This is a genomic window from Streptomyces durbertensis (genome assembly GCF_014156695.1).
GTDB classification, from domain to species: domain Bacteria; phylum Actinomycetota; class Actinomycetes; order Streptomycetales; family Streptomycetaceae; genus Streptomyces; species Streptomyces durbertensis.
The window spans coordinates 1-2322 of record NZ_WMLF01000626.1 but is presented as its reverse complement, the minus strand read 5'-3'; the positions used below and the strand labels follow the sequence as shown (position 1 = coordinate 2322).

Sequence of the window (2322 nt, the reverse complement as noted above, 5' to 3'; positions counted from 1 at the left end):
CCACCAGCACCCGACCGACGTCCAGAAGCTCCATACCGGAAGTCTAGGAACGAACCGACCACCCCGTGACCAACGCGACGTCATCCACCCCACGCCACGGACACGGAACCGGTGTTGACACCCCCAGGCGTTCCTGCCCGCCTCCGGTGTCGAACCCGCGCCGCGGGTCGCTCCAGCCTCTCCAGCACACGCCGTGCCCCATGATTTCGCGCGCACGACACCACCCTCACCAGGGGACCGGGCACGAGAAGCCGGGCGCCGTACGTCATCGAGCAGGCCGTACCCGGTGGCTCGACCGGACCCGATCGAGAACCGGCCTACGCGGCTGGGCACCGGGTGGGCGCAGAGACCTTCGGCAGGCGGTAGACCCGGGGAGCTGTCGCGGCCCGCCAGACGTATTGTCCATATATGGGCGACATGCGGTGCCGCCGGCGTGGCGGGCGGTTCACGGGCCCTTCGGCCCGTGGGAGCCGGTACTGCCCGCAGGCGGCGAGGCGGCCGGCGGCCGTTCCGGGCGCGTACGCGGTACCGCGCGTCCCGACCGGCAGCGGGTGAGGGCCATGCGGAAGCCTGACGACCACGGAGACGTTGCCGCGAGCCGTGCTGCCGAGCTGCCGGAGGCCGTGCTGGCGGACGCGGTGCGGGACACGGGGGCGTCGGTGGGCCTGGTGTACGTGCTGCCGCCCGGGGAACAGGTGCTGCATCTGGTCCTGGCTTCGGGGGTGCCCCGGCACATCGCCGCGCCGTGGGCCCGCATTCCGGTGGATGCCGGAATCCCGGTGGCCGACGCCATGCGGCAACGGCGTCTGGTCTGGCTGGGCAGCCAAGAGGAGGTCGCCCGCCGCTACCCGCGGCTCGGCATCGTCCTCCCGTACGACTTCATGCTCGCCGCGGCACCGATCACCGACGCCACCACGGCGTGGGGCGGCATCGTGCTGCTGTGGCCCGTCTGGCACCCGCCCCAGCTCAGCCCGGCCGAACGCGAGGCGATCTCCGCGTCCTGCCACCGCGCGGCGGCCTTCCTGCGGCAGGCCGCCGACAGCGGGCTGCCTCCGCGTCTCCCCGACGAACCCCACCTCCTCGCCGCACCGCACCACGCCGACGCCGAACCGGCCCAGGCCATGGCCGCACTGAGCTTCACCGAGCGCCTGCCCGTGGGCTGCTGCGCACTCGACATGGACGGCCGACTCACCTTCATCAACTCCGCCGGGGCCGAACTGGTCGGCGCCGACGCCGCCTCCCTCCTCGGCCACCGCCCCTGGGAGGTACTGCGGTGGCTCCACGACCCGGCGTTCGAAGACCGCTACCGGGCGGCGGTGGTCACCCGGCAACCCACCTCCTTCACCGCCAGGCGCCCACCCGACACGGGGCTGGTGTTCCAGCTCTACCCGAGCGACACCGGCATCAGCGTCCAGATCACCCCCGCCTCCGAGGAACCCGCCGCCTCCCCGGCCCGGGCCACCGTCCCCTCCATGTCCGGCCCCGTCGGCGCGGCGGGCCTGTACCACCTGACGCACGTGGCCACCGCCCTCGCCGAGGCAGCCGGCGTCAAGGACGTGGTCGAGCTGGCCGCCGACCAGATCGTGCCCGCCTTCGGCCCCAAGGCCCTGGCGCTGATGACCGTGAAGGAAGGGCGCCTGCAGATCGCCGGCCACCGGGGATACAGCGCCGAACTGGTGGCCCGCTTCGACGGCGCTCCCCTCACCTCCGACACCCCCGCCGTCCGTGCCGTCACCACCGCGGAGTCCAGCTTCTTCCCGAGTTTCGCCGACCTCCAGCGCGCCTACCCACCGGCCGTCGACCAGGACCGGATGGCCGCCTGGGCCTTCCTCCCCCTGATCGTCTCCGGCCGCCCGGTCGGTTCCCTGGTCCTCGCCTACGAACAGTCACGCCCGTTCCCGCCCGCCGAGAGGGCCATCCTCACCTCACTGGCCGGACTGATCGCCCAGGCCCTGGACCGTGCCCGCCTCTACGACGCCAAACACACCCTCGCCCACACCCTGCAGACCGGCCTGCTGCCCCACGCCCTGCCGCACATCCCCCACCTCAGGACAGCCGCCCGCTACCGGCCCGCAGGCCACGGCATGGACATCGGCGGCGACTTCTACGACCTGATCCCCTGCACGCCCACGACCGCCGTCGCGGCGATCGGCGACGTCCAGGGGCACAACACCACTGCCGCCGCCCTCATGGGACAGGTCCGCACCGCCGTCCACGCCCACGCCACCGTCGGCGCCACCCCGGGCGACATCCTCGCCCGCACCAACCGCCTCCTGGTCGACCTGAACCCCGGCCTCTTCGTCAGCTGCCTCATCGCCCATC

Annotated in this window: 1 protein-coding gene; it reads left to right on the top strand. The window is 73.0% G+C overall.

All coding sequences use genetic code 11. From position 1 onward, the window contains the following. Positions 1-560 precede the first annotated feature (560 nt). Positions 561-2322, top strand: a 1762-nt coding sequence (locus GL263_RS25215) for a GAF domain-containing protein (RefSeq protein WP_182858051.1), incomplete at its 3' end; no start/stop codon positions are given.